This is a genomic window from Pseudooceanicola marinus (assembly GCF_002786295.1).
Classification (GTDB): domain Bacteria; phylum Pseudomonadota; class Alphaproteobacteria; order Rhodobacterales; family Rhodobacteraceae; genus Pseudooceanicola; species Pseudooceanicola marinus.
Genome location: NZ_PGTC01000017.1, coordinates 367,353 through 387,797, shown reverse-complemented (window position 1 = coordinate 387,797; position 20,445 = coordinate 367,353). Strand labels below are relative to the sequence as shown.

The 20,445-nt window shown below is 67.4% G+C and carries 23 protein-coding genes; 14 read left to right on the top strand and 9 right to left on the bottom strand.

Features of this window, described 5'->3' with window-relative positions:
* Positions 1-115 precede the first annotated feature (115 nt).
* The 12 genes from CVM50_RS13750 (at position 116) to cysE (ending at position 9,915) form a co-directional block, all read left to right on the top strand.
* The gene (locus tag CVM50_RS13750) at positions 116-715 is read left to right on the top strand and encodes a head-tail connector protein (RefSeq protein WP_085887276.1); all 600 of its coding nucleotides are present in this window, start codon (positions 116-118) and stop codon (positions 713-715) included.
* Entirely contained in the window at positions 712-1,047 is a 336-nt protein-coding gene (locus tag CVM50_RS13745; protein WP_085886983.1) for a phage head closure protein, read from the top strand. The genes CVM50_RS13750 and CVM50_RS13745 overlap by 4 nt, the downstream gene beginning before the upstream one ends.
* Entirely contained in the window at positions 1,044-1,454 is a 411-nt protein-coding gene (locus tag CVM50_RS13740; RefSeq protein WP_085886982.1) for a DUF3168 domain-containing protein, read from the top strand. Before CVM50_RS13745 ends, CVM50_RS13740 begins: the two co-directional genes overlap by 4 nt.
* A 22-nt stretch (positions 1,455-1,476) precedes the next feature.
* Entirely contained in the window at positions 1,477-1,890 is a 414-nt protein-coding gene (locus tag CVM50_RS13735; protein ID WP_085887275.1) for a phage major tail protein, TP901-1 family, read from the top strand.
* 1 nt (position 1,891) lies between these two features.
* Positions 1,892-2,215 carry a gene transfer agent family protein gene (locus CVM50_RS13730; RefSeq protein WP_085886981.1) on the top strand — a complete coding sequence of 108 codons (324 nt, stop codon included), beginning with the start codon at positions 1,892-1,894 and terminating at the stop codon, positions 2,213-2,215.
* The gene (locus CVM50_RS13725; protein WP_085886980.1) at positions 2,212-2,430 is read left to right on the top strand and encodes a rcc01693 family protein; all 219 of its coding nucleotides are present in this window, start codon (positions 2,212-2,214) and stop codon (positions 2,428-2,430) included. Before CVM50_RS13730 ends, CVM50_RS13725 begins: the two co-directional genes overlap by 4 nt.
* Positions 2,423-3,046: a phage tail tape measure protein gene (locus tag CVM50_RS13720; protein WP_085886979.1), complete on the top strand. Its 624-nt coding sequence runs from the start codon at positions 2,423-2,425 to the stop codon at positions 3,044-3,046. Before CVM50_RS13725 ends, CVM50_RS13720 begins: the two co-directional genes overlap by 8 nt.
* A gap of 10 nt (positions 3,047-3,056) precedes the next feature.
* Positions 3,057-3,689: a DUF2460 domain-containing protein gene (locus CVM50_RS13715; RefSeq protein ID WP_085886978.1), complete on the top strand. Its 633-nt coding sequence runs from the start codon at positions 3,057-3,059 to the stop codon at positions 3,687-3,689.
* Positions 3,689-4,573, top strand: a complete 885-nt coding sequence (locus CVM50_RS13710) for a DUF2163 domain-containing protein (protein ID WP_085886977.1) — start codon at positions 3,689-3,691, stop codon at positions 4,571-4,573. The genes CVM50_RS13715 and CVM50_RS13710 overlap by 1 nt, the downstream gene beginning before the upstream one ends.
* The gene (locus tag CVM50_RS13705) at positions 4,570-5,010 is read left to right on the top strand and encodes an NlpC/P60 family protein (protein ID WP_085886976.1); all 441 of its coding nucleotides are present in this window, start codon (positions 4,570-4,572) and stop codon (positions 5,008-5,010) included. Before CVM50_RS13710 ends, CVM50_RS13705 begins: the two co-directional genes overlap by 4 nt.
* Positions 5,011-5,022: 12 nt before the next feature.
* Entirely contained in the window at positions 5,023-8,958 is a 3,936-nt protein-coding gene (locus tag CVM50_RS13700) for a baseplate multidomain protein megatron (protein ID WP_085886975.1), read from the top strand.
* A 150-nt stretch (positions 8,959-9,108) separates the two neighbouring features.
* On the top strand, positions 9,109-9,915 hold the full coding sequence (gene cysE, locus CVM50_RS13695; RefSeq protein WP_085886974.1) for a serine O-acetyltransferase: 807 nt from the start codon (positions 9,109-9,111) through the stop codon (positions 9,913-9,915).
* Between the two features lie 75 nt (positions 9,916-9,990).
* Here cysE and CVM50_RS13690 read toward each other — a convergent pair whose 3' ends face one another.
* From CVM50_RS13690 to CVM50_RS13650, 9 genes are all read right to left on the bottom strand, one after another.
* Complete coding sequence (locus CVM50_RS13690; protein ID WP_085886973.1) at positions 9,991-11,079, bottom strand: DUF2278 family protein; 1,089 nt, start codon at positions 11,077-11,079, stop codon at positions 9,991-9,993.
* 111 nt (positions 11,080-11,190) lie between these two features.
* On the bottom strand, positions 11,191-11,526 hold the full coding sequence (locus CVM50_RS13685) for a carboxymuconolactone decarboxylase family protein (RefSeq protein ID WP_085886972.1): 336 nt from the start codon (positions 11,524-11,526) through the stop codon (positions 11,191-11,193).
* Between the two features lie 76 nt (positions 11,527-11,602).
* Positions 11,603-11,935 (bottom strand): carboxymuconolactone decarboxylase family protein, encoded by a 333-nt coding sequence (locus CVM50_RS13680; protein WP_085886971.1) that lies wholly within the window; start codon positions 11,933-11,935, stop codon positions 11,603-11,605.
* 164 nt (positions 11,936-12,099) lie between these two features.
* The gene (locus CVM50_RS13675) at positions 12,100-13,458 is read right to left on the bottom strand and encodes a pyruvate dehydrogenase complex dihydrolipoamide acetyltransferase (protein ID WP_085886970.1); all 1,359 of its coding nucleotides are present in this window, start codon (positions 13,456-13,458) and stop codon (positions 12,100-12,102) included.
* Between the two features lie 12 nt (positions 13,459-13,470).
* Positions 13,471-14,859 (bottom strand): pyruvate dehydrogenase complex E1 component subunit beta, encoded by a 1,389-nt coding sequence (locus CVM50_RS13670; RefSeq protein WP_085886969.1) that lies wholly within the window; start codon positions 14,857-14,859, stop codon positions 13,471-13,473.
* Between the two features lie 13 nt (positions 14,860-14,872).
* Positions 14,873-15,886 (bottom strand): pyruvate dehydrogenase (acetyl-transferring) E1 component subunit alpha, encoded by a 1,014-nt coding sequence (pdhA, locus tag CVM50_RS13665; protein WP_085886968.1) that lies wholly within the window; start codon positions 15,884-15,886, stop codon positions 14,873-14,875.
* Positions 15,887-16,292: 406 nt separating this feature from the next.
* Complete coding sequence (locus tag CVM50_RS13660) at positions 16,293-16,592, bottom strand: FtsB family cell division protein (protein ID WP_085886967.1); 300 nt, start codon at positions 16,590-16,592, stop codon at positions 16,293-16,295.
* A 166-nt stretch (positions 16,593-16,758) separates the two neighbouring features.
* Positions 16,759-17,682 (bottom strand): fructose bisphosphate aldolase, encoded by a 924-nt coding sequence (locus tag CVM50_RS13655; RefSeq protein WP_232618244.1) that lies wholly within the window; start codon positions 17,680-17,682, stop codon positions 16,759-16,761.
* Positions 17,683-17,910: 228 nt separating this feature from the next.
* Positions 17,911-19,095, bottom strand: a complete 1,185-nt coding sequence (locus CVM50_RS13650) for a phosphoglycerate kinase (protein ID WP_085886966.1) — start codon at positions 19,093-19,095, stop codon at positions 17,911-17,913.
* A 137-nt stretch (positions 19,096-19,232) separates the two neighbouring features.
* Between CVM50_RS13650 and CVM50_RS13645 the strand changes: the two genes are divergently transcribed.
* Positions 19,233-19,739, top strand: a complete 507-nt coding sequence (locus tag CVM50_RS13645) for a peptidylprolyl isomerase (RefSeq protein WP_085886965.1) — start codon at positions 19,233-19,235, stop codon at positions 19,737-19,739.
* Positions 19,732-20,292: a peptidylprolyl isomerase gene (locus CVM50_RS13640; RefSeq protein WP_085886964.1), complete on the top strand. Its 561-nt coding sequence runs from the start codon at positions 19,732-19,734 to the stop codon at positions 20,290-20,292. Before CVM50_RS13645 ends, CVM50_RS13640 begins: the two co-directional genes overlap by 8 nt.
* Positions 20,293-20,445 lie beyond the last annotated feature (153 nt).

The window sequence follows — 20,445 nt, the reverse complement described above, 5'->3', positions numbered from 1 at the left end:
TTCGGCGCTGTCCAGCAGCTCCCTCCGTCCGAGCAGCGTTCGGAGGCACGCGTCGAGGGTATCAGCCCCGCCGTGAACGGCTGGGCTCGCAGGTTCCGGGTATCGGAGTATGACCATGATCTTGATTGAAGTCAGCCAGGTGGATGCGGATCTGCTTCCGATCACGCCGCTGAAGCAGCATCTGCACCTGGGCAGCGGGTTTGCCGAGGACAGCGCGCAGGACAGCATCCTGGAGGGATACCTGCGGGCCGCGCTGTCGGCGATCGAAGGCCGGACGGGGCAGGTGATCTACCAGCGCCAGCTCCGCTGGATCGTGAACGGCTGGAGCCGTCCCGAGGGCCAGCCCTTTCCCGTCGCGCCGGTCGTGTCCTTCGACGGCTTGACGCTGATCGACGCGGCAGGAGCCGAGACGGAGGAGCCGCAGGAGAATTATGATCTGCAGCTGGATCCTTTTGAGCCACGTCTGCGGGCGGTTTCAGGGGCCCTGCCGAAGCTGCCGGCGGGTGGTCGGGCCGAGGTCCTCATCACGGCTGGGGCCGCAACCAACTGGGGCACGGTGCCGCCGGATCTGGCGCAGGCGGTGCTGCTGATGGCGGCGCATTACTATGAGTACCGGCATGATGTGGCGCTTGGCAAAGGCTGTACGCCCTTCGGGGTCACCGCGCTGCTGGAGCGGTATCGTCCGATCCGCATCGGCCTGGGAGGTGGCGCATGAGCCCGCGTCTGACCCGCCCGCTGGTGCTGGAACAGGAGGTGCGCCAGCCCGATGGCAGCGGCGGCTACACCGGCAGCTGGGAAGCCCTGGGCACGCTCTGGGCCGAAGTGCGGCCGGGGTCGGGCGCCGCCCGGGATCGCGCCGGACTGGCCAGCCTTCAGCAGCGCCTGAAGATCACCGTGCGGGGCGCGTCCCAGGGGGCCGAAAGCCGACCGCAGCCGGGCCAGCGGTTTCGCGACGATGCCCGGATCTACCTGATCGATGCGGTGCAGGAAAGCGATGCCTCGGGCCGCTACCTGCTGTGCCGCGCCCGAGAGGAGGTTCTGGCATGAGCTATGCAATGGCCGCCGCGCTGCAGGAAGCGATCTACAGCCGGCTGACGGCGGACCCCGGTCTCTCGTCCCTGGTGGGCAGTGCAATCTTCGATGCGCCGCCCGCCGGCCCGGCCCCCGAAACCTATGTGGCCCTTGGCCCCGAACAGGCGCGTGACTGGTCCACCATGTGTGGCGGCGGTGCGCAGCATGACCTGGTGATCTCGGTCGTGACCTCGGAGGCGGGGTTCCAGACGGCCAAGGCGGTGGCGGCGGCGGTCAGCGATGCGCTGGATCAGCCTTTGCCGGCGCTGTCGCGCGGCGTCCTGGCGGGCCTGCATTTCCTGAAGGCCCGCGCACGACGCGACGAAGCGGGGCAGTTGCGCCGCATCGACCTGCGCTATCGCGCGCGGGTCCACGATACCTGACCCTTTCGACGGAGTGACGATGATGGTGGCGCAGAATGGCAAGGACCTTCTGATCAAGGTGGACATGACCGACGCCGGTCTGTTCGAGACGCTGGCGGGGCTGCGCGCCTCGCGGCTGAGCTTCAACGCGGAAACGGTCGATGTGACCAGCCTGGAAAGCCAGGGCGGCTGGCGCGAGTTGCTGGCCGGGGCTGGCGTGCGGTCTGCGAGCCTGAGCGGATCGGGTGTCTTCCGGGACGCGGGCAGCGACGAACGCGCCCGGCAGATCTTCTTCGATGGCGAGACACCGAACTTCCAGGTGGTGATCCCTGATTTCGGCATCATCGAGGGGCCGTTCCAGGTGACCTCGATCGAATACGCGGGCGCCCACAACGGTGAGGCGACTTACGAGCTGTCGATGGCCTCGGCCGGCGCGCTGAACTTCACGGCGCTCTGACATGGCCAACCCTCATGCCGGAGAAGTGGCGCTGATCCTGGACGGGCAGCGCCACGTGATGAAGCTGACCCTGGGCGCGCTGGCCGAGCTGGAAACGCTGCTGGAGGCCGGCGGTCTGGTCGAGCTGGCGGAGCGGTTCGAGGCCGGGGCCTTTTCCACCCGCGACGTGCTGGCGCTGATCGTGGCCGGCCTGCGCGGTGGCGGCTGGCAGGGGCGGGCCGAGGATCTGATGCAAGCCGAGATCGAGGGCGGGCCGATGCAGGCCGCGCGCAAGGCGGCCGAGCTGATGGCCCGTGCCTTTGCCCTGCCGGAGGATGCGGGGTGAGCGGGTTGGACTGGCCCGCCCTGATGCAGGCCGGTCTGCGCGGCCTGGGCCTGCGCCCGGCAGAGTTCTGGGCGCTGACGCCGGCCGAGCTGCGCCTGATGTTGGGGGAACGGCAAGGGGCGGCCGCGGCCCTGGGCCGGTCGCGACTGGACGAATTGCTGGCGGCCTATCCGGACGGCATGGCTGCCATGGGCAAGGGAGAGCGAGATGAGTGATCAGCTGAATGGTGTGGAGGCGCTGCAGGCGCAGGTGGACATCCTGGACGACAGCCTGGGCGGTGCGGCCGACATGGCCGCCGGGTTCGACAGTGAGCTGCGCCGGATCCGCGCCGCCTTGGCCGAGACGGGCAAGGATGTGCAGACCCTGGAGCGGGGCCTCAGCCGGGGGCTGCGCCGGGCGCTGGATGGGGTGCTGTTCGACGGGATGAAGCTGTCGGACGCCATGCGGACCGTCGCCATGTCGATGTCGAATGCCGCCTATTCGGCGGCAGTGAAACCGATCACTGACCACTTCGGGGGAATGATCGCCCAGGGGGTCGGCAGCCTGGTGCAGGGCGTGCTGCCCTTCGCGAAGGGCGGGGTCGTGTCCTCACCCACCTATTTCCCAATGCGCGGGGCTACGGGCCTTATGGGCGAGGCGGGGCCGGAGGCGATCATGCCGCTGTCGCGCGGCGCCGATGGGTCGCTCGGCGTGCGGATGGAAGGCGGGGAGCGCCCGGTCAGCGTGGTCATCAACGTGACCACCCCGGATGTCGATGGCTTCCGCCGGTCCCAGAGTCAGATCGCCGCACAGATGGGCCGGGCGCTGTCGCGCGGTCAGCGCAACCGCTGAGGAGGTCGCCATGTCCTTTCACGAGGTCCGCTTTCCCGCCAACCTGTCCTTCGGATCCACCGGGGGGCCTGAGCGGCGCACCGAAGTGGTGACGCTGGCCAACGGATTCGAGGAACGCAACACCCCCTGGGCTCATTCCCGGCGGCGCTATGACGCCGGGGTTTCCATGCGTTCGCTTGACGACGTGGAGGTGCTCATCGCCTTTTTCGAGGCCCGCCAGGGCCAGCTGCACGGGTTTCGCTGGAAGGATTGGTCCGACTTCCGGTCCTGCCTGCCAAGCGCGGAGGTGGATTTCCGCGACCAGGTGATTGCCCTGGGCGACGGCGAGACCCGGGCCTTTGCGTTGATGAAGGTCTATCGATCGGGCGCGCAGAGTTACGCCCGTCCGATCTCCAAGCCGGTGGCCGGGACAGTGCGTGCGGGCGTCGAGGATGACGAGCTGCAGGAGGGGATTCATTACGAGGTCGATACGACGACCGGGATCGTGACCTTTGCCGAGCCGCCCAAGCTGGGCATGGAGGTCACCGCCGGGTTCGAGTTCGACGTGCCGGTGCGGTTCGACACCGACCGCATCCAGACCTCGGTCGCGTCGTTCCGGGCGGGCGATGTGCCGAATGTGCCGGTGGTGGAGGTGCGGGTCTGATGTCCTTCGATGCTGCGCTTTCCGCCCATCTGCAAAGTGGTGCCACGACCACCTGTCATGCCTGGGCGATCACCCGGCGCGACGGCCTTGTGATGGGGTTCACCGACCATGATCGCGATCTGAGTTTTGGCGGGGTCACCTTCCGTGCCGACACCGGGTTGTCGGCCTCTGCCCTGCAACAGGGCACGGGCCTGTCGGTCGACAACAGCGAGGCCATCGGCGCGCTGAACGATACGGCGCTCAGCGAGGAGGACATTGAGGCGGGCCGGTTCGATGGGGCGGAGATCGTCGCCTGGCTGGTGAATTGGGCTGCCCCGGAAGAGCGCCAGCAGGTGTTTCGCGGCACGATCGGAGAGATGACCCGCGCCGCCGGTGCATTCCGTGCCGAGCTTCGCGGGTTGTCGGAGGTGCTGAATCAGCCGATAGGCCGGGTCTATCGCAAACCCTGCGGAGCGGTGCTGGGTGGTGCGGGCTGCGCGGTGGATCTGGATCAACCCGGCTATCGCCTGGAGGTCGAGGCGACGGAGGTCACCGACCTGTCGACCCTGCGCTTTCCACCGCTGGCGGGGTATGCCGAGGGGTGGTTCACCCATGGCCGGCTGGAGGTTCGCAGCGGTCCGGCCGCCGGGCTGATGGTGCCGATCAAGGCCGACCGTGACACCGGTGAGGGGCGAGAGATCGAGCTTTGGACCCCGCTGGCCGCATCCCCGGGCGACGGCGCGCGATACCTGCTGGAGGCGGGCTGCGACAAGCGGTTCGACACCTGCGGCGCCAAGTTCGACAACATCCTGAACTACCAGGGGTTCCCGGACATCCCGGGCGAGGACTGGCTGACCGTTCACCCCGCCCGTAGCGGCGGCTCCGGCGGCGGGTCGCGGCGATGAGCCGGGGGCATGTCTTCGTGGCCGCCGCGCGCGGCTGGATCGGGACGCCCTACCGGCATCAGGGATCCGTTCGGGGGGCGGGGACCGACTGCCTCGGCCTCCTGCGCGGGGTCTGGCGGGAGGTGCTGGGGGCGGAGCCGGAAGAGGTGCCGGCCTATACGCCCGACTGGTCCGAGCCGCAGCGCGACGAGCGGCTGTGGCGCGCGGCCCTGCGGCACCTGCACCCGTGCCCGGGCGCGCCCGAGCCTGGCGACGTGCTTCTGTTCCGCATGCGGGCGGATGCGGTCGCCAAACACCTCGGCATCCTGTCGCAGGACGGCACGGCGCCCCGGTTCATCCACGCCTATTCCGGCCACGCGGTGGTCGAAAGCCCGCTGAGCGGTCCCTGGCGCCGTCGCATCGTGGCGGCCTTCCGCTTTCCCGACCCGATTTCCTGACGAGGTATTTTCATGGCAACGGTTCTTCTTTCCGCCGCCGGCGCGGCCATCGGCGGCTCTATCGGCGGCTCTGTCCTGGGGCTTTCGGCGGTGGCAGCCGGGCGGTTCGTCGGCGCGACCCTGGGGCGTCTCATCGACCAGCGGCTCATGGGGCAGGGCGCCGAGGCGGTGGAAACGGGCCGGATGGAGCGGTTCCGCCTGATCGGCGTGGGCGAGGGCGATCCGATCGCGCGGCTCTACGGGCGGATGCGGGTGGCCGGTCAGGTCATCTGGGCGTCGGAGTTCCGCGAGACCGCCGAGACCTCCGGCGGCGGCGGCGGCAAGGGCGGGCGCCCGGCCAGCCCGAAGGTGACGCGCTATTCCTATTCCGTCAGCCTGGCTGTCGCGCTTTGTGAGGGCGAGATCTCGGGCGTCGGGCGGATCTGGGCCGATGGCGCCGAGGTCGCCCCGGCGGACCTGGGCATGCAGGTCTACACGGGCAGCGCCGACCAGGTGCCGGACCCGAAGATGGAGGCGGTCGAGGGTGCGGGCAAGGTGCCGGCCTATCGCGGCACGGCCTATGTCGTCTTCGAGGACCTGGAGCTGGAGCAATTCGGCAACCGGGTGCCGCAGTTCACCTTTGAGGTGATCCGGCCCGCCCCGCTTTCACTGCCCGAGGCGAAGGAGGAGGTGGCCCATGCCGTGCGGGCCGTGGCCCTGATGCCGGGCAGCGGCGAGTATGCGCTGGCGACCAGCCATGTGACCTACGACTACGGCGCCGGGAATGTCGGCCAGGCCAACCTGAACTCCGCCTCCGGTCAGAGTGATCTGGCCACCGCGCTGGATCAGCTGGACGACAGCCTGACCGGCTGCGAGGCCGTGTCGCTGATTGTCAGTTGGTTCGGTGATGACCTGCGTTGTGGAGACTGCACGATCCGGCCCAAGGTCGAACAGCGCAAGTTCGACGGCAAACAGATGCCCTGGCGCGTGGCCGGGCTGACCCGGGAGACGGCGGAACTGGTCGTGCGGGACGAGGCGGACGAACTGCTTTATGGCGGCACGCCGGCGGATGCCTCGGTGATCGAGGCGATCCAGGAGCTGCGGGCCCGGGGCAAGGCGGTGATGTTCTATCCCTTCCTCCTTATGGACCAGGTGGCGGGCAACACCTTGCCCGACCCCTACAGCGACGAGGAGGGGCAGGCGCATCTGCCCTGGCGGGGACGGATCACCGGATCTGAGGCGCCCGGGCGGCCCGGCTCGCCAGATGGCACGGCCCTGGCCGCGCAGGAGGTTGCGGATTTCTTCGGCACGGCATCGGCCTCGGATTTTGGCACCGCGGGCGGGCATGTCAGCTACAGCGGTCCGAACGAATGGGGCTTCCGTCGGTTCATCCTGCATGGCGCGGCCCTTTGCGCGGCAGCCGGCGGTGTCGACAGTTTCTGCATCGGGTCCGAGATGGTCGGGCTGACCCAGCTGCGTGGGGCGGGCAACAGTTTCCCGGCCGTGGCCGAGCTGAAGGCGCTGGCGGCGGAGGTGCGGGCGATCCTCGGGCCGGAGGTGAAGATCGGCTATGCCGCCGACTGGAGCGAATATTTCGGCTACCAGCCGCAGGATGGCACTGGCGACAGATTCTTCCACCTTGATTCGCTGTGGTCCGATCCGCAGATCGACTTCATCGGGATCGACAACTACTTGCCCCTGTCCGACTGGCGCGAGGGGGACGCGCATCTGGATGCCGCCGACCATGCCACGATCTACGATCCGGGCTACCTTGCGGGCAATATCGAGGGCGGGGAGCTTTACGACTGGTACTACCATTCGGAGGAGGCGCGGGCGGGGCAGATCCGCACGCCGATCACGGATGGCGCCCATGGGGAGCCCTGGGTCTGGCGGGTGAAGGACCTTCGGAATTGGTGGCTGAACGATCACCACGAAAGGATCGGCGGGGTGCGGCAGGAGGTGCCGACCGACTGGGTGCCGCAGTCGAAACCGATCTGGTTCACCGAACTGGGGTGCGCCGCCGTCGACAAGGGCACAAACCAGCCGAACAAGTTCCTCGATCCCAAGAGCTCGGAAAGTGCCGTGCCGTACTATTCGACCGGCGCAAGGGACGAGGTGATCCAACAGCAGTACCTGCGGGTCATGCACGACTACTGGACGGACCCGTCGCACAACCCGCTCTCGGTGGAATACGGCGGGCCGATGCTGGACATGTCGCGCGCCTTCGTCTGGGCCTGGGACGCGCGGCCCTATCCCGTGTTCCCCAACAACCGCGAGCTGTGGAGCGACGGTGGCAACCATGCGGCGGGGCATTGGATCACCGGGCGGGCGTCGTCGCGATCCCTGGCCTCCGTGGTCAGCGAAATATGCGTCGCGGCCGGTCTGCAGCACTACGACGTCAGTGGTCTCTATGGTGTTGTCAGCGGCTATCTAGACGATGAATTGCGCACGCCGCGCGCCGCGCTTCAGCCGCTGATGTTGCGCTACGGGTTCGATGCGGTGGAACGCGACGGGGTGATCCGGTTCATCATGCGCGACGGGCGCGTGGATGCGCGGGTCGAGCGAGAGGGGCTGGCGGTTTCGCCTGAACTGGAGGGTACGCTGGAACGCCAGCGCGCGCCCGAAGCGGAGATGGCGGGCCGCGTGCGTCTGCGCTTCGTCGAGGCGGGGGCCGAGTTCGAGGCGATCACCGAGGAGGCGATCCTGCCCGATGACGACAGCCGCAGCGTCGCCGGCAGCGAGATCCCCCTGGCGATGAGCCGGGGCGAGGGCCGGCAGGTGGTCGAACGCTGGCTGGCGGAGGCGCGGGTGGCGCGGGACACGCTGCGCTTTGCCCTGCCGCCGTCGCGCCGGGACATCGGGGCCGGGGATGTGGTCGAAGTGGCCGAGGAGACCGGTGATGTGCTCTACCGGATCGACCGAGCCGAGCATGGGGTGTTGAGCCAGGTGGAGGCGGTGCGCATTGCCGCCGAGATCTATGAGCCTGGCGCGCCGGTGGAGACGGTGCCACGGGTCACGCCCTTTAGCCCGCCGCTGCCGGTCCTGCCCCTGTGGCTGGACCTGCCGCTGATGCGCGGCGACGAGGTGCCCCATGCCCCGCATGTGGCGGTGACGTCGGCGCCCTGGCCAGGGGCGGCTGCAGTTTATGCCTCCGCCTCGGACGCGGGGTATCAGCTGGACCGGGTGCTGGAGGCACGGGCGACCATCGGGGTGACCACGACCGACCTGGCGCGCGGCCCGGCAGGCCGGGTGGACCGGGGCGCCCCCCTGGGGGTGACGTTGACCTCGGGCGCGCTCAGTTCGGTCGAGCACGAGGCGCTTTTGTCGGGGGCCAACCTGATGGCCATCGGCGACGGCCAGCCCGGCAACTGGGAGCTGTTCCAGTTCCGCGATGCGGTGCTGACCGGCGAACGCAGCTATCTTCTGAGCCACCGCCTGCGCGGGCAGTTGGGGTCGGGGGCGCTGATGCCCGAGGTCTGGCCGGAAGGCTCCTGGGTGGTGCTGCTGAACGGGGTGCCGGAACAGATCACCCTGGCGCCCAGCCAGCGGCGGCTGGCGCGGCATTATCGCACCGGCCCGGCGCAGCGCGGCCCCGATGACCCGAGTTACCTGCATGAGGTGCTGGCCTTCGACGGGATCGGGTTGAAACCCTATGCGCCCTGTCATCTGCGCGCCAAAGCTGAGGCGGGCGGCGACATCGCCTTCAGCTGGGTCCGCCGCACGCGGGTCGAGGGCGACAGCTGGGATCTGGCCGAGGTCCCCCTGGGTGAGGAAAGCCTGTCCTTCCTGCTGCGGATCCGCCAGGGCGGTGCCGTGATCCGCGAGGAAACGGTCGAGGCGACGGGCTGGACCTACAGTGCCGGCGCCCAGGCCGCCGATGGCGTCGGCGGGCTCGCCGAGCTGGAGGTGGCGCAGGTCTCGGCCAGTTTCGGCCCTGGCGCAGGCTCGCGGCTGGTCTTCCAGGCGTAGGATCTGTCACCAGCGGATCGAAAGATCCCCAGCCGTGGCATTCCCGTTCGTGATCGGGAGTGTCACGGCTTTGCATTTTCCCCGACGTGCCTATCTGCTATGGTCAGAGCATATCCAGGGCCGCCCCCGGGCCCGCAACGGGAAAAGACCATGGCACATAGCAACCCCAAGCTGGCGGAGCTCGACCCCGTCTGGGACCGCATCCTGCGCGAGGCCGACGAGGCCGTGGCGGCGGAACCGCTTCTGGGCGGGTTGGTCCACTCCACCATCCTGCACCACCCCTCCATCGAACGCGCGCTGGCCTTCCGCGTGGCGATGAAACTGGCCTCGGACGAAATGCCCGGCCAGCTTCTGCGCGAGATCTGCGACGAGGCGATCTCCTCCGATCCGGGTATCGCCCATGCGGCGCGGGCCGATATCGTGGCGATCCATGACCGCGACGCCGCCTGCCATCGCTTCATCCAGCCGCTGCTCTATTTCAAGGGCTTCCAGGCGGTGCAGGCACATCGTATCGGGCACTGGCTGTGGAAGGAGGGGCGCAAGGACCTGGCCTATTTCTTCCAGATGCGCAATTCCGAGGTCTTCGGCATCGACATCCACCCCGCCGCCCGCATCGGCAAGGGGATCATGATCGACCACGCCCATTCCATCGTGGTGGGTGAAACCGCCGTGGTGGGCGACAACGTCTCCATGCTGCATTCGGTGACCCTGGGCGGCACCGGCAAGGAAGAGGAAGACCGCCATCCGAAGATCGAGGATGGCGTGCTGATCGGTGCCGGCGCCAAGGTGCTGGGCAACATCCGGGTCGGTCACTGCTCGCGCATCGCGGCCGGGTCGGTGGTGCTGCACGAGGTGCCGCCCTGCACGACCGTGGCCGGCGTGCCGGCCAAGATCGTGGGCAAGGCGGGCTGCGACCAGCCGGCGCTGAGCATGGACCAACTGCTGGGCAACAGCTGACCCCGCCGGATCACGACAGCGAAGAGCAAAGGGCGCCCGCCGGGCGCCCTTTTTCATGCGCGACGGCCCGGGGTATCAGTAGCCTGGCCGAAAGGTCAGGATGCGGCCCTCGGGCTTGCCCTCTGCGGCGGTATAGCTGACGCCATCGGCCTTCAGCCCGGCCGGATCCAGCAGGGTGATCGTGCCACCGCGGTTCGACAGGCTGACGCCTTCCATGGGCACGGTCAGCACCGCGCCGGGGGCCAGCCAGGCATCGCCCGACAGCACCCGGGCCTCGCCCATGGTGTTGACGATCGACCAGCCCGCCAGCGACAGCCCCTCGTCCGAGCGGTTCACGAGGTAGACGCTTTCGGGCTGATCCAGCTCATCGGGGAAGATGTCGGACCCGCGCGGATTGACCAGCGCCCCCATGATTGCCACGCGGCGGTCGGGCAGGGCGGGCGGCGCCTCGGGCAGCCAGCCCGCGGTGCCGGCCTCCGGCGCGTTGGCCTGAAAGCCCAGCAGATCGGCGAAGCTTTCGGCGCCGGGCAGGGGGTGGCCGGTACGGTTGTGGGTGTGCACGGCCTGGCTGACGAAGGCAAAGAAAAGCCCGGCATAGCGGTCTTCATGCGGGTAGTGCAGCAGCACGGCGCCGTCCTGCCACGGCCCGTTGTCCTTGCGGAAGCGCCCGTGGCTGCCCTGGTTCATGTGCAGGTCGTGCAGCCCCTGAAGATCGTCGTAGGGTTCCCCCAGCAGATGCACCCGGGCGCCCAGGGCGATGGCCGCGCGCAGCTCCGGCAGAACGAAGTCGATCAGGTCGTTGGGCTGCCGCCCCGGCAGGTCATGGGGCAACACGCGCCCGGCACTGAAATCGAGGATATTCGAGCGGATGTAGTCGAGCGCCACGCCCCCGGGCTTGCTGGTCAGCCGGCGAAAGCCCTGCGGCAGTTCGGCCAGGGCCTGGGTGATCGGGTGGCGCAGGTCGGGCAGGTGCCAGTAGACCAGTTCCGACACGGCGGTCAGCGATTTCACGTTGATCGCCGCCTGCTTGGCCCCGTCGAACCGCCCCGGCGTTCCATCCTCGAAGTAGAGGTGGATATGCGGACTTTCGGCGTCCTGGTCGGCCCGTTCCGCATCCACCCGGACCGGGGTGCCGGTCCAGACGCCGTAGTGGGTGATGGGCATGCGGCCTCCGGGTCTTTGCGTGCCGGGCGACCCTAGGCCGCCCGGGCGGGAACCGGAAGGGGGCACGGGCGAAAGCCTGCGGGGCAGCAGGGCCGCGCCGCGGGGCCCGGATCAATCCGACAGCTCGTCCCAGGCGTCGATGGCATGACCCGCGTACATATAGGCGGGGCCGCCCCCCATCAGGACGGCGACGCCCAGGGTATCGACCAGTTCCTCGCGGGTGGCGCCGGCCTTGATCGCCGAGACGATGTGCGACCCGATGCAATCGTTGCAGCGCATGGCGACCGCGATGGCAACCGCCTGCAGCTCCTTGTGCTTCACCGAGAGCACGCCGTCGTCCAGAACGGCATTGTGCAGCGCGCCGAACCCCTTCTGGATCTCCGGTTTCACCTTCTTGATCTCGCGCAGACCCTTGGTCGTGTCGCCGAGCATTTCTTTCCAGTCCATCGTCTGTGTCCTTCGGTTGATGGGGCGTCGCCCTGGCGGGGCGGCAAAAGTCGGGAGGCGGGGCGTTCAGCCCAGGTCAGCCCAGATCATCCCAGGCGTCGATCGCCTTGGCGCCGTACATATAGGCGGGGCCGCCGCCCATCATCACGGCGACGCCGATGGTGTCGATCAGTTCTTCGCGCGTGGCGCCGGCGCGCTGCGCGGCGCGGACGTGGAAGCCGATGCAATCGGTGCAGCGCTGCGAGATGCCGATGGCCAGCGCCTGCAACTCCTTCTCCTTCGTCGACAGGGCGCCGGGCGCCATGGTGGCCTTGTGCAGGGCGGTGAACCCTTCGCCGATCTGGGGTTTGACCTTGCGGATACGGTTCAAAGCGTCCGACGTGTCGTCGAGGTAGTCTTTCCAGTCCATGACGGGTCCTTCGATGCGGTTCTCCTCCCGCCGGACCGGTCTAGACCGGGGCGGGCGCCAGGGTCTGTGACTAGGTCACCAAACCGGCGTCCGGACATGAAAAAACGCCCGCAAGGATCTCTCCTCGCGGGCGTTTCCGGATCTTTCGCGACGGGCGCCTGGCCTCAGGCCAGCATCACCATCGGGTTCTCCAGGTTCTCGACGATGGCCTTCAGCAGCTCGGCGCCCAGGGCCCCGTCGATGACGCGGTGATCGACCGACAGGGTGACGGACATCACCGTTGCCACCTCGATCTCACCTTCGTCGTTGACGACCGGCTTCTTCACGCCCGAGCCGACGGCCAGGATGGCGCCATGCGGCGGGTTGATGACCGCGTCGAAGTTGTCGATGCCGAACATGCCGAGGTTGGAGACCGCGAAGGCCCCGCCCTGGTATTCATGCGGCGCCAGCTTGCGGTCGCGTGCACGGCCCGCCAGGTCCTTCATCTCCGCCGACAGGGACGACAGCGACTTCATGTCCGCGTCCTTCAGCACCGGGGTGAACAGGCCCCCTTCGATCGCCACGGCCACGGCCACGTCCGACGGCTTCAGCTTCAGCACCCGGTCGCCGGCCCAGACGGCATTGGCATCCGGCACGGACTGCAGCGCCAGGGCGCAGGCCTTGATGATGAAGTCGTTGACCGACAGCTTCACGCCCCGGCCTTCCAGCTGCTTGTTCAGCTGGCTGCGGAACTTCATCAGCGCGTCCAGCTTGATGTCGCGGCGCAGGTAGAAGTGCGGGATGGTCTGCTTGGCTTCGGTCAGGCGGGCGGCGATGGTCTTGCGCATGCCGTCCAGCTTCACTTCCTCGAACTCGCGATCCTCGTACATCTTGAGGACGGCTTCGGTCGAGGGGCCGGTGCCGACAGCGGCCGGGGCCGCGGCTTCGGACTTCGGCGCGGCAGCCTCGGACTTGGCGGTGGCGGGCTTGGCCTCGGCAGCCTCGACATCGGCCTTCACGATCCGCCCATGCGGGCCGGAGCCCTTCAGGCTGGCCAGGTCCAGACCCTTTTGCGCGGCGATGCGGCGCGCCAGGGGCGAAGCGAAGATGCGCTTGCCGTCGGCATCCTTGGGGGCTGCGGGGGCAGGGGTGTCCGGCGTCTTGCCGGTGCCTGCGGCCGCGCCGCCCTGGGTACCGGCGCCGGGAACCTCGTCCGTTGCCTTGGCACCGTCGTCGGCCTTGGCCTCGGACTTCGCCTCCGACTTGGGCGCCTCGGCGCTGTCGATGTCGTCAGCGCTTTCGCCCTCTTCCAGCAGCACGGCGATCGGGGTGTTCACCTTCACGCCTTCGCTGCCTTCGGAGACCAGGATCTTGCCGATGACGCCTTCGTCGACGGCCTCGAATTCCATGGTCGCCTTGTCGGTCTCGATCTCGGCCAGCAGGTCGCCGGAGCTGACCGTATCGCCTTCCTTCACCAGCCACTTGGCCAGCGTGCCTTCTTCCATCGTGGGAGAGAGGGCGGGCATCAGGATTTCCGTGGGCATTGCTCTCTCTCCTTAGCGGTAGGTGACTTTCTTCACCGCCGCGATGACCTCATCCGTGGTCACCAGCGCCAGCTTCTCGAGGTTGGCGGCATAGGGCATGGGCACGTCCTTGCCGGTGCAGTTCAGCACGGGCGCGTCGAGGTAATCGAAGGCGCGTTCCATGATCGTGGCCGACAGGTGGTTGCCGATGGAGCCGACGGGGAAGCCTTCCTCGACAGTGACACAGCGGTTGGTCTTCATCACCGAGGCGATGACCGTGTCGTAGTCGATGGGACGCAGGGTGCGCAGGTCGATGACCTCGGCGCTGATGCCGTCCTCGGCCAGCTTGTCGGCGGCCTGCAGGGCGTATTGCATGCCGATGCCGAAGGAGACGATGGTCACATCGCTGCCCTCGCGCCAGATGCGCGCCTTGCCGAAGGGAATGGTGAAATCATCCAGCACCGGCACCTCGAAGGAGCGGCCGTAGAGGATCTCGTTTTCCAGGAAGATCACCGGGTTCGGATCGCGGATCGCCTGTTTCAGCAGGCCCTTCGCATCCGAGGCGGAGTAGGGCATGACGACCTTCAGGCCCGGGATATGCGCGTACCAGGATGCATAGTCCTGGCTGTGCTGGGCAGCCACGCGGGCGGCAGCGCCGTTCGGGCCGCGGAAGACCATGGGCGCGCCCATCTGGCCACCAGACATGTACAGCGTCTTGGCGGCGGAGTTGATGATCTGGTCCATCGCCTGCATGGCGAAGTTGAAGGTCATGAACTCGACGATGGGTTTCAGGCCACCGAAGGCCGCACCGACGGCGAGACCGGCAAAGCCGTGCTCGGTGATCGGCGTGTCGACGACGCGGTTCGAGCCGAACTCGTCCAGCAGGCCTTGGGTGACCTTGTAGGCGCCTTCGTACTCGGCCACCTCTTCGCCCATGACATAGACCAGCTCATCGGCGCGCATCTCTTCGGCCATGGCGTCGCGCAGGGCCTCGCGGACGGTCTGTTCCTTCATTTCCGTGCCTTCGGGCCAGTCGGGCGAGGCGTTGGATTTGACTTCGGCCGGGACGCTGGCGGCGGCGTGCGCCTTGGCGGGGGCCGGGGCCTCCTCCTCGTCGCTGTCGTCGGAGCTGTCGGCGGCGGGTGCGGCGGAGACCTCGCCGATGTCGTCGGCGCTTTCGCCCTCTTCCAGCAGCACGGCGATCGGGGTGTTGACCTTCACGCCCTCGGTGCCTTCCTCGATGAGGATCTTGCCGATGGTGCCTTCGTCGACGGCTTCAAATTCCATCGTCGCCTTGTCGGTCTCGATCTCGGCCAGGATGTCGCCGGACGACACGGTGTCGCCTTCCTTGACCATCCACTTGGCCAGGGTGCCTTCCTCCATCGTCGGAGAGAGGGCGGGCATCAGAACTTCAGTAGGCATTTGCGATCCTCCCTCAGGCGTCGTGCTGCGGAATTTCATCCGCGTAGATGTCGGTCCACAGTTCCTCGAGCGCGGGCTCGGGGCTTTCCTTGGCGAAATCGGCAGAGTTGTTGACGATGTCCTTGATCGTCTTGTCGATCGACTTCAGGTCGTCCTCGGAGGCGTGCTTGCCGTCGATCAGCATCTGGCGGATGTGCTCGATCGGGTCATGCTTCTCGCGCATGTTCTGCACTTCCTCGCGGGTCCGGTACTTCGCCGGGTCCGACATGGAGTGGCCGCGATAGCGGTAGGTCTTGATTTCCAGGATGTAGGGGCCTTCGCCCGAGCGGCAGTGCGCCACGGCCTTCTCGCCCGCTTCCTTGACCGCCAGCACGTCCATGCCGTCGACCAGCTGGCCGGGGATGCCGAAGGGCTCGCCGCGCTTGTAGATCTCGGCCGAGGAGGTCGAGCGTTTCTGCGCGGTGCCCATGGCGTACTGGTTGTTCTCGATCACGAAGATCACCGGCAGCTTCCAGACGGCCGCCATGTTGAAGCTCTCGTAGACCTGGCCCTGGTTGGCCGCGCCGTCGCCGAAGTAGGCGAAGGAGACGCGGTCGTTGCCCAGGTACTTGTCGGCGAAGGCCAGGCCGGTGCCGATCGGCACCTGGGCGCCGACGATGCCGTGGCCGCCGTAGAAGTCCTTCTCCTTGGAGAACATGTGCATGGAGCCGCCCTTGCCCTTGGAATACCCGCCTTCGCGGCCCGTGAGCTCGGCCATCACGCCGTTGGGATCCATGCCGCAGGCCAGCATGTGGCCGTGGTCACGGTAGGAGGTGACGCGCTTGTCGCCTTCCTCCGCCGCGGCTTCCAGACCGACGACAACGGCTTCCTGGCCGATGTAGAGGTGACAGAAGCCACCGATCAGCCCCATGCCGTAAAGCTGGCCCGCCTTCTCTTCGAAGCGCCGGATCAGCAGCATGTCGTGGTAATATTTCTTCAGCTCATCCGCCGAAACATTCGGCTTGGCTGCGGATTTGCGGGTCGCCATGCGGTGTCCTCCCCGTGAGTCGAAATGCAAATCTTGGATAGTTTAACGCTAAACTATCTCCTACAGCATAACCGCCCGTGATGCGAGGGTCAAAATCACCGCAGTTGGCCGGGTTGCCGTCAGTGCAAGACTAGAGGGGTTTTCGCCCTTGTCCATGGGCCTTTCGCCTCGGGCGCCGATCCGGCCGTCCGGCGCCGCGCCGCTGCGCGCCTGGTGCACCGCGCCTCTGGGTGCGTCATCTGGGGGACAGAGGACTGCGCCCTAAATCTTCACTTTGCCGAAAAACCGGGGGACAGGGCCGCGTCCTGGAAATCGTCCAGGGGCGATTTCAGCGGCGAAGGGGCAGAGTCCTACTGCTGTCCAGGCTGGACAGCGCAACGGTCATCTCGATGGAAGGGAGGGCGCCTCAGCGCAGGACGAACTCATCCACGCGCACCAGGCCCAGAACGTCGCGGGCCTGCTGGTCGAGAAGATCGAGATCCAGGAAGTCATCGGAGAGACGGGCGGTCTTGTTCGCCATCTCCTCGATGCGGCTGTCGAGCCGCGCCAGCTCCGCGCTGAGATCTTCATTCGCGGCCACCACCTCTGCCCGTCGGAACAGGCCGTATTCCCCCTGCACGGCGGCAAAGGTGAAATACATCCCCAACATCAGGATGGCGCCGAAATAAAGAAACAGCCCGAATGCCGGGCGCGACTCGTTGCTCATGCTTGCCTCAATGACCCGCCTCTGTCGGGCGGTGTAGGCGAATCATGCCACAGGTGATTCGCGATGTGAATCCCCAATCGTGACGATCACGCAAAAAGATTCGTGAGAGGGCCAGACGAAAGGGGCGCCCGGTGGACGCCCCTGAAATCCTTCTGGAAACCCGGGGTTAGCCGGCGACGGAGGCGTCGTAGATCGAGATGATCGAGGTGGCCAGTGTCTGGTCGAATTCCTCGTCCGACTGATCCGCCGACAGGCCTTCGGTCAGGGCGCGGCTGAAGGAGGCGATCATGCCGGTTTGGCGCGACAGCCGTTCGTTCGCCTCGTCGCGGGCATAGCCGCCCGACAGCGCGACGACACGCATCACCGCGGGGTGGTCGACCAAGGGCTTGTACTGGTTGTCCTTCTCGGGAAGCGTCAGCTTCAGCATCACCTGGGTGCCCTGGGGCAGGGCGTCCAGCTGGGCCAGGATGGCATCGCGCAGCAGGTCCTCGGCCTCGGCCTTGTCGGGGATGCTGATCGTCACCTCCGGCTCGATGATCGGGATCAGCCCGTGCGACAGGATCTGCTGGCCCACCTCGAACTGCTGGGCGACCACGGCCTTGATCCCCTCGGGCGTGGCGGCACTGACCACCGAGCGCATCTTGGTGCCGAAGATCCCCTTGGCCACGGCGCGCTCGCACAGCGCGTCCAGCTCGGGCATCGGCTTCATCAGCTGCACGCCGCCCTCCTCGGCGGCCAGGCCCTTGTCGACCTTCAGCAGCGGCACCACGCGGCATTCCTTCCACAGGTATTCGGCAACGGGCGTGCCGTCGATCTCGCCGTCCATGGTGCGCTCGAACAGGATCGCCGCGATCACCTTGTTGCCGTTGAAGGCCGGCGACTTGATGATCCGGGCGCGCATCTCGTGGACCAGGGCGAACATCTCGGCGTCGTTGGAATAGGCATCTTCGCCCACGCCATAGAGCTTCAGCGCCTTCGGGGTCGAACCGCCGCTCTGGTCGAGCGCGGCGATGAACCCGTCGCCGGAGCGCATCTGTTCCGCCATGGCGGGATCGGATTTGACCATCTCGGCCTGCATCGTGTCGGACATGTGTTTCGCCTGAAATTCTTGGGTTACACCAATCGGGTCCGCGCGGTGCGGTCCCCCTCTGCTCCCTTCCTAGGCGAGCTGTGTAACGCTGGCAATTCAGGTTGCGCTAACGTGCCCGCGGCCCCGGCCCGGCGGGCGGATCACCGCGGAAAAGGGCGGCGAAACGCGAAACGCCGCCCCCGGAGGGACGGCGTTCCTGCCTCTTTCCATCAGTCCGGCGGGCGCGGATCAGGCTTCCAGCGCGGCCACGCCGGGCAGGGTCTTGCCCTCCATCCATTCCAGGAAGGCGCCGCCGGCGGTGGAGATATAGGTGAAATCCTTCGCCGCGCCCGAGGCGTTCAGCGCGGCCACGGTATCCCCGCCGCCGGCGACCGATTTCAGCTTGCCGGCCTTGGTCAGCTCGGCCGCCTTCAGGGCGGCGGCATCGGTGGCGGCGTTGAAGGGTTCGATCTCGAAGGCGCCAAGGGGGCCGTTCCAGATCAGCGTATGAGCGGTCTCGAAGGCGGCGCCGATCCGGGCCACGGCGTCGGGGCCGGAGTCCAGGATCATCGCGTCGGCGGGGCAGTCGGTGACCGAGACGGTCTCGTTCTCGGCGCCCGCCTTGAATTCGCGCGCCACGACGACGTCGGAGGGCAGGATCACCTCGCAGCCCACGTCGAGGCCCTTCAGCATGATTTTCTTCGCGGTGGTGATCAGGTCGTGTTCGCACAGCGACTTGCCCACGTCGATGCCCTGGGCGGCGAGGAAAGTGTTGGCCATGCCGCCGCCGATCACCAGGCGGTCGACCTTCTCGACCAGGTTGCCCAGCAGATCCAGCTTGGTGGAGACCTTGGCGCCGCCGACCACGGCGACCACCGGGCGCTGCGGCTTGCCGAGCGCGCTTTCCAGCGTCTCCAGCTCGGTCTGCATCAGGCGACCGGCGCAGCAGGGCAGCTCATGTGCCAGGGCCTCGGTCGAGGCATGGGCCCGGTGCGCGGCGCTGAAGGCATCGTTGCAGTAGACATCACCCAGCGAGGCCAGTTCCTTGGCCAGGGCGGGGTCGTTCTTCTCCTCGCCCGGGTGGAAGCGGATGTTCTCCAGCAGCAGCACCTCGGCCTTGTCCTGTTCGTTGGTGTGGGCCTTGGCGGCCTCCAGCGTCTCGATGAAGACGACCTTGCGGCCCAGGGCCTCTTCCAGGGCGGGCAGGGTGACGCGCAGCGACATCTCGGGCACGACCTTGCCCTTGGGGCGGCCGAAATGGGCGATCAGCACGGGCTGTCCGCCCTTTTCCAGGATCGCCTCGACCGTGGGAACGATTCGTTCGATCCGGGTCGCGTCGGTCACTTTTCCGTTTTCCACGGGCACGTTGATGTCGACCCGGGTCAGCACCCGTTTGCCGTCAAGGTCCATGTCATCAAGCGTTTTCCAGCCCATAGAGGTTCTCCCGGATGCGTTTGGCGTCTTGGTCGGACCAGTGATGGCCGCTTCCCGGCCCATGGTCAACCAGCCCGCCTTGGCAATCGGGTTACATCTGCATAATGCTGGCGCAAACACCGGAAGGAGACTGGCAAATGGCCGAGATCAAGGACCCCGAGAACACCATCGTGATGGAGCTGAAGAGCGGCACCGTCACCATCGAGCTGCTGCCCGACGTGGCGCCCCAGCATTCCGAACGCATGAAGGAACTGGCCCGCGCCGGTGCCTATGACGGCGTCGTCTTCCACCGCGTGATCGACGGCTTCATGGCCCAGACCGGCGACGTGAAGAACGGCAACAAGAACGAGGGCTTCGACCTGCGCATGGCGGGCACCGGCGGCTCCGACCTGCCCAACCTGCCGGCCGAGTTCTCCAAGCTGCCCCACGACCGGGGCACCCTGGGCGCGGCGCGCAGCCAGAACCCGAACTCCGCCAACTCGCAGTTCTTCATCAACTTCAAGGACAACCACTTCCTCAACGGCCAGTACACCGTTTACGGTCGCGTGATCGAGGGAATGGAACACGTCGACGCGATCACCAAGGGCGAGCCGCCGGCGGATCCCGACATGATGATCTCCGTGAAGGTGGCCGCCGATGCGTAAGCTGGCCCTCTCCGCGGCCCTGGTGGCGCTGGCGGGACCGGCGCTGGCCACCGGGCTGGACATCGAGATCGCGGGCCAGGCCAATGGCACCGTCCATGTGGAGTTGTTCGATGATGTTGCCCCGCAGCACGTGGAACGGATCACCACCCTGGCCGAGGAAGGCGCCTATGACGGCGTCTACTTCCACCGGGTGATCGAGAACTTCATGGCCCAGACCGGCGACGTGCAATATGCGCGCAACCCCTCCGAGGGGGGCGACATGCGTCGCGCCGGCACCGGCGGCTCCGACTATGCGGATCTGCCGGCCGAGTTCTCCGACATCCCCTTCACTCGGGGTGTCGTCGGCATGGCGCGGTCTTCGGACCCCGACAGCGCCAACTCGCAGTTCTTCATCATGTTCACCGAGTACCCCTCGCTGAACGGCCAGTACACGGTCGTCGGCGAAGTGACCTCGGGCATGGAGGTTGTCGACCAGATCAAGCGCGGCCAGGGCCGCAGCGGGGCGGTCGCGGGCGAGCCCGACATGATGCGGACGGTCACCGTCACCGACTGAGGCGCCTGCGGGCGTGACATAGCGGCCCCGGTGGAAACGCCGGGGCCGTTCTGCATTCCGGCGCCGGAATGCGGTTCGCTCTGGCTGCGGCGCCAGTCGGGCAGGGGCCAGTCGTGCAGGGCGGCGCGTGGTCTGGCCTGGGGCGCGCAGTTA